Here is a 5613-nt window from a genome sequence, read left to right as displayed (position 1 = left end):
CATAAGATCTTAAGCATTTAAAAATTCTTCCTCGTTCTGATGTTAACGTGAACTAAAAAATAGAAGTTTTTAGGGGATACGCTCTTGTGCACAGTATCCCTCAGTTTGGGAGTAAAATTTAATTTTATCTTTCATACCTGGTGTTAAACTTTCTTGGTGTGCCTTAGATTAAAAAAAAGTTTCTATTTTATTTATTAATGCTTCTAAATCTTTTCGATGTAACGCAGAAACAAAAAATATTAACTCTGAATTCGAAAACAAATCCTGTAAGCGTTTTTTCTGGTCTTCTTTTAACCGATCGCTTTTATTAAACACGATAAATTCTGTTTTTTGTATCAATGTTTCGTCAAACAATTTTAGTTCTTGCCGAATCTGGTGATATTTCTGAAAGGCATCGCTTTGCGCTGCATCTATAACATGAAGAAGTACACTGCATCGCTGCGCATGGCTTAAAAACCTGTGCCCGAGTCCTTTTCCCAGGTGTGCATCTTCAATCAATCCTGGAAGATCTGCCAATACAATCTCTTTATCCTCCCAACACAGCACTCCCAATTTAGGAAATAATGTAGTAAAAGGATAATCACCGACTTTTGAATTGGCATCTGTTAGCGCGTTCAACAATGTGGATTTTCCTGCATTAGGCATTCCTACTAGTCCAACATTTGCTAACAATTTCAGCTTAAGCTCTACCCAAGATTCTTGTCCTGATTCACCAGGGTAAGCGATTCTAGGAGATTGATGGACAGAATTTTTTAAACACGCATTTCCTGCGCCGCCTTTTCCCCCTTTAAATAAAGTAATTTTTTGATTTTCTTGAGTTATGTCTGCTACCTTTTCCCCTTCTATCCAAATTTCTGTTCCAAGAGGCACCCATAAAAGTAAGTCTCTTCCCGCTTTTCCAGTTTTTTTTCTTCCAGATCCCGGACTTCCATTTTCTGCTGTATATTTTTTCTTAAACCGAAAATCTAAAAGAGTATGCTTTGCTCCGTTTCCTTGGACAAGCACGTCTCCTCCCTTGCCTCCATTTCCTCCATCAGGTCCCCCAAATTCAATATTTTTCTCTCGACGAAAACTGACACTTCCAGATCCTCCGGAGCCACTCTTAATAAAAATTTTCGCGTCTTGAACAAATTGCATAGCAGCTTTTTTTTCTAATCCTTCCATGTATCTTACAAAAAATGAGTATAAAAAGCCAGAATATTATTTAAGACTTACTTCTTTCTAATTTAGAAACTTTTACATAAGGTTATTACCGTAGGTGATTAATTTTTTCTTGACAAACTAAAGAAATTATTGAAGAATTCACTGTTAGTTGTATTATTAGCATTAATTTTTTTATGAAATTAAGTTTTTTTCTATTTTTTGTATTACTAAGTGGCAGTGTTTTTTCTACCCCTGCCGCCCCTGAATCTCAGTATGAACGGTCTTTATTTTGTGGAAGTTGGGAAAATAAAGAACATGTAAAATTTGTTATTGAGGAATTAAAATTACCGGTCTACAGGATTAGTCTTGATAAAATTTTTGCAATTTTAGCTATGTTAACAAGCAAAGCAAAACATATGCCAGAAGTTCAGATTTTTTTTCATCAATATTTTTTTAATGACTCTTTTTTTTCTGAAAGAATTTTTCATGAACTTTTTCAGTCGACCTATCGCTCTGGCTCTATCTGCGCTCCTAGAAGAGACCAATTTTTTGAACTTGTTACAAATTGGTTAGATGAGATTCCAGATGACTCTTCTTCAACTTGGACTGTTTTGCTATCAAAAATTGAAAGCGTATCTTTTGGAACACAAGTTTCTTTGGACCGTTCAAAAAAATTTGAAGGTATTATATCACGAATAAAAGCAATGAATGATGAAAATTTTTCTAATATTATTGAACTATACCTTAAATTTTGTAGAACATTTAATAAAGAAATATTTAATTCTATAGGATTTGAAAGGGTTTACTCATTAAAAGAAGATTCTGATTTTTCAAAAGCTACTGCTGCAATTTTTTTGTTTGGAAAAAAAATTCCTTTAGAAATTTTTGAAAATCTCGATTTTGAAAGAATCAATAAATTAGACGATCAAAATTTTTCTAAAATTTTGTGTCAAGTGTTCAATTCTGATCAAATAGTTCCTTCAAATATATTAGAAAGATTGAATCTAAGAAGAATCAGTACATTGACAGAAGAGTCTTCTGTTTTGGATGTTTCAGATGCGATTTTTAACTCAGATCAAACGATTTCTCTAAGTGTTTTTGAAGACATTGTCAAAGCTGTCAATGCGATAAAAGATCCTTACAGTTTTGCTCAGATTATATGTAAACTATGCAATTCTTGGAACGCTATTCCTTCATCTATTTTAGAAAATTTTAATTTTAATAAAATCAACAACTTAAAGAATGACTTTTTTTTGTAAGGGTTATGACTGCATTTTGTGAGTCTCAAAGTAAATTTCCTAAAAAATTTTGATGTTTTGTCGATAGAATTAATTCGTTAAAAAGAAGTTCTGACTTTAGTACGGTAGTTGAGAGGTTTTGGAAATCTGGACAAAAAATTTCTTCGGAGGTACTTGAAAGCTTTGTTGAAAGAATTAAAAAATTGAATGATGCGGATTTTTCTCGAATTGCGCCCAATTTTTTTAATTTTAAACAAAACGTCTCTTTGAATTTTGAATATTTGTTAACAAGAATGAGTGATTTTAAAAATATTTCAAGATTCGAAGAGCTTATGTCCAATATTTACGATGATGATAAATGTAAAAGCATTCCTTCAGGTACATTTAAACGCGTTATAGATTCATTAGATTACACTAAGTTAAGTTTTGGACATATTATTTCTTTGTTTAATTTTTTTAAAGAACACGATATTTCCCCACCAGAAGATTTAGAAGAACGGAGTAAATACCTTTTTAAACATTTACACTACTTAGAAGTAATCAGATTAGAAGAGTCGCATTTTTCGTTCTTTTTGGATGAACTTTTTAAATATTATAAAAAAGAAGAAGTATTAAAAAATCTTTATAACTTTCCTTCTCTACTTCAATGGGCAATATTAGAAAGGTTAATAGTTTCAGAAAAGCTGTTAGACGATATAGACACGGCTCCTTTACCAAAAAAAACTAGCATCGAGTTGTCTCCTCAAGAAAAATAAAAAAACTTGTTTTAGAAGTTCTTTCTTCTGCTGAAAAAGATGGATTTGCAGAAAGGATTTTTAGATTTGTACAAAAAGAAAAAGGATCGGACTATGCAAAAAAATTTGCAACTCTTGTATCAAATAGTGTAATAAGCACGCCTGACTTTGAAGAAGACTTTGAGAAAAATTTTAAATTTGGTCCAGAGTCTGTAATGTTTTTTGTAGAGAAAAAAAGTTTTTACGATTGGTGTGTTTTAGATTATAAACATAACCGTCAAAAAGAAGAGGATTTCGAACAGGCAAGAACTTTTTTTATTAATTTAGTAAAAATTTTACATCCTGAAGCTGAAGAACATAGCTTTTTGCACACAAACAGCGTGATTTCTGGGATGGATTATTTAGATATAGTGCATAATAGGGTTTATCTAGGCACAGATAGAATATCCACCAGAGACTATGAACTACTGAATTTAAAAACTCTTGAAGGATACGTTAAAGAAGAATTAAAAATTTGCTTAATTAAAGTATTAGATGGATATTTTAAGCGTAAAATTGATGCTCCTCGTTCTTCTTCCTGTTTTGCTTCTTTTTCTCAATAAATTAGGAAATCAAAAGCGTCAAAAAGGAAATCTTTTACTTAGAGAACTTTTGCGGTGCCTTGGACTGGGGGCCATCAGGATACGATCTTTTTAAGGCGTACGGGTATGATCAATCCTCAGTCGTGGAACTTTTTGAAAAGCGGGCACGCCCTTTTTCTAATCAATTTAATGAAAATAAAATGGATGGAGGACTACTTAACAATGGATACGAAGCCTTGGCAACAGATCTTTTAAAATTAGTTTTTTATAACGAAAATGTTACAGAAAATCCTATAAAATTTTCAAGTCACTATGAGAATAAGGATAATTTTTGTAAAGATATAAAAAAAGATTTAGAACTATTTTTTAAAGACATGTATTCTTACAGAGATGAAGTCTTTACTACAAGCCAACAAAGTGCTAAACGATATCACCCTGATCAAATGTGCCTAAGATTATTAGAAATTTTTGATGATGGAAGTGGAATTTCCTTGGATCCAGAAAATTTTTCAAAAGCAAGATGTTCAAATGGAACATTAATAAATTTGCGTTTAATGTATGCAGAAATGCATGGAAAATCAGTTTCTGGGTTTAAATTCGAAGAGTGTCCAAAAGTTCAGTAACTATTTTTTGATAAATATAAATTTTTAGGATAACCTCACCGTATAGAATTATATTCGGTGAGATTTTTTTATTGAATAATAAAATAAAGTAAAAAAAGAACTTCCTCTTAAAGAAATTTTAAAAACGTAACAAAGTATATTTCTTCCTTTGATACGAGCTTTGATCTTTCATTTCGTATATAGCCAAGATCGCATAAAAAAATTATATTAAATAAAATTTATAAAACTCTCACCAGATGATTATAGCTTTAGCGCTTTTTTACAAAATTGAACTGAGTATTTCATCTTTTTTTTTCAAGTTTTGACAAACATTCTAGCTTTATTTAATTCTCATTATACATGACTTTTTTATCTGACCTTAGCTATAGTAAATTAAAATTTTAAATAAACACTCCACAGGGCAAGCTCCGTGGTATCATTGTCGAGCAAAGTCGAGTACAATCTGTGCTTGATCTATATCTTCTTCCCTCTGCATCTCAATCTATACTCATGCTGAATGAAATTGTTTACAAGTTTAATAATTTCTCTTGTGCAAATATTTCTGAAAAAAGAAGATCGTGTTGCGTTAAGAACGCAGCATCGGAAAGAAAAGAACCGACGCGTAGAAGATATATAAGGAAGATCAAAAGTTAATGGTGTAAAGTGAGGGCTCTGTAAGCAAGCGGAATGTTTCACAAACAGAGGAACTTATCGCACATTTGGAAAGCCATAACGTATATGAAAGCAAGCGATATTTGCGGCTCATGTTCTTGAACTCTAGGGCTGCGATTCAAGGCAAGACGTTGCACGCCCATAATTTTTCATTTAAAAAGGCAGCCAAGCAGGAAGCGTTTATTAATTATTATGAGACGGTGATGACAACACCGCCGGATGTTTGGTGATGGCGCCCCCCACCATGGCAACGAAAATTACTTGTCAGGCACCTCCCATGACACGCATGAACCTGATGGGAGCCTTAGATTTGACGGGTGGTATCCTTAAAAACCTTGAAGACGTTTTTTGATCCTCTGAAAGACGCTTATCCAAGGGCGCCTAACATTCACCTGATCTTGGATCAAGGACCCTACAAGCAAACCCCTCCAAAAAACAGCAAAAGAAAGAGGGATTGAGGTGCATTGTTCCTCCCTATAAGCCCAAACATGAACCCATCGAAGAATGAACATGTGTGCAATAATCAATTTTTCGTCTCTGCCAAAGAGTTTTGCAAGAGTATAGTATGCTGTATTTTTTCGACCAAACCTGAAACACCATCGCCATGAATCTTGTCGACCGCGCCAATGACAACTTTTAACGC

5 protein-coding genes are annotated in these 5613 nt (G+C 32.9%); 4 read left to right on the top strand and 1 reads right to left on the bottom strand.

What is annotated here, in order from left to right:
- Window positions 1-168 precede the first annotated feature (168 nt).
- A complete protein-coding gene (obgE, locus tag HE1_RS00315) occupies window positions 169-1137 on the bottom strand; it encodes a GTPase ObgE (protein ID WP_242837158.1) in 969 nt (322 codons plus the stop codon).
- A 200-nt stretch (window positions 1138-1337) separates the two neighbouring features.
- Here obgE and HE1_RS00310 point away from each other — a divergent pair, with 200 nt between their 5' ends.
- The 4 genes from HE1_RS00310 to HE1_RS00295 all read left to right on the top strand — a co-directional run bounded on the left by HE1_RS00310 (window position 1338) and on the right by HE1_RS00295 (window position 4319).
- Entirely contained in the window at window positions 1338-2402 is a 1065-nt protein-coding gene (locus tag HE1_RS00310) for a hypothetical protein (RefSeq protein ID WP_035543284.1), read from the top strand.
- Between the two features lie 182 nt (window positions 2403-2584).
- Window positions 2585-3136: a hypothetical protein gene (locus tag HE1_RS00305; RefSeq protein ID WP_035543282.1), complete on the top strand. Its 552-nt coding sequence runs from the start codon at window positions 2585-2587 to the stop codon at window positions 3134-3136.
- 194 nt (window positions 3137-3330) lie between these two features.
- Complete coding sequence (locus tag HE1_RS00300) at window positions 3331-3717, top strand: hypothetical protein (protein ID WP_035543279.1); 387 nt, start codon at window positions 3331-3333, stop codon at window positions 3715-3717.
- A gap of 59 nt (window positions 3718-3776) precedes the next feature.
- A complete protein-coding gene (locus HE1_RS00295) occupies window positions 3777-4319 on the top strand; it encodes a hypothetical protein (RefSeq protein ID WP_162480072.1) in 543 nt (180 codons plus the stop codon).
- Window positions 4320-5613: the final 1294 nt, after the last annotated feature.

It is taken from the genome of Holospora elegans E1, from assembly GCF_000648275.1.
GTDB classification, from domain to species: Bacteria; Pseudomonadota; Alphaproteobacteria; order Holosporales; family Holosporaceae; genus Holospora; species Holospora undulata_A.
Note: the sequence above shows the minus strand (reverse complement) of the source record. Positions and strands in the feature narration are given on the sequence as shown.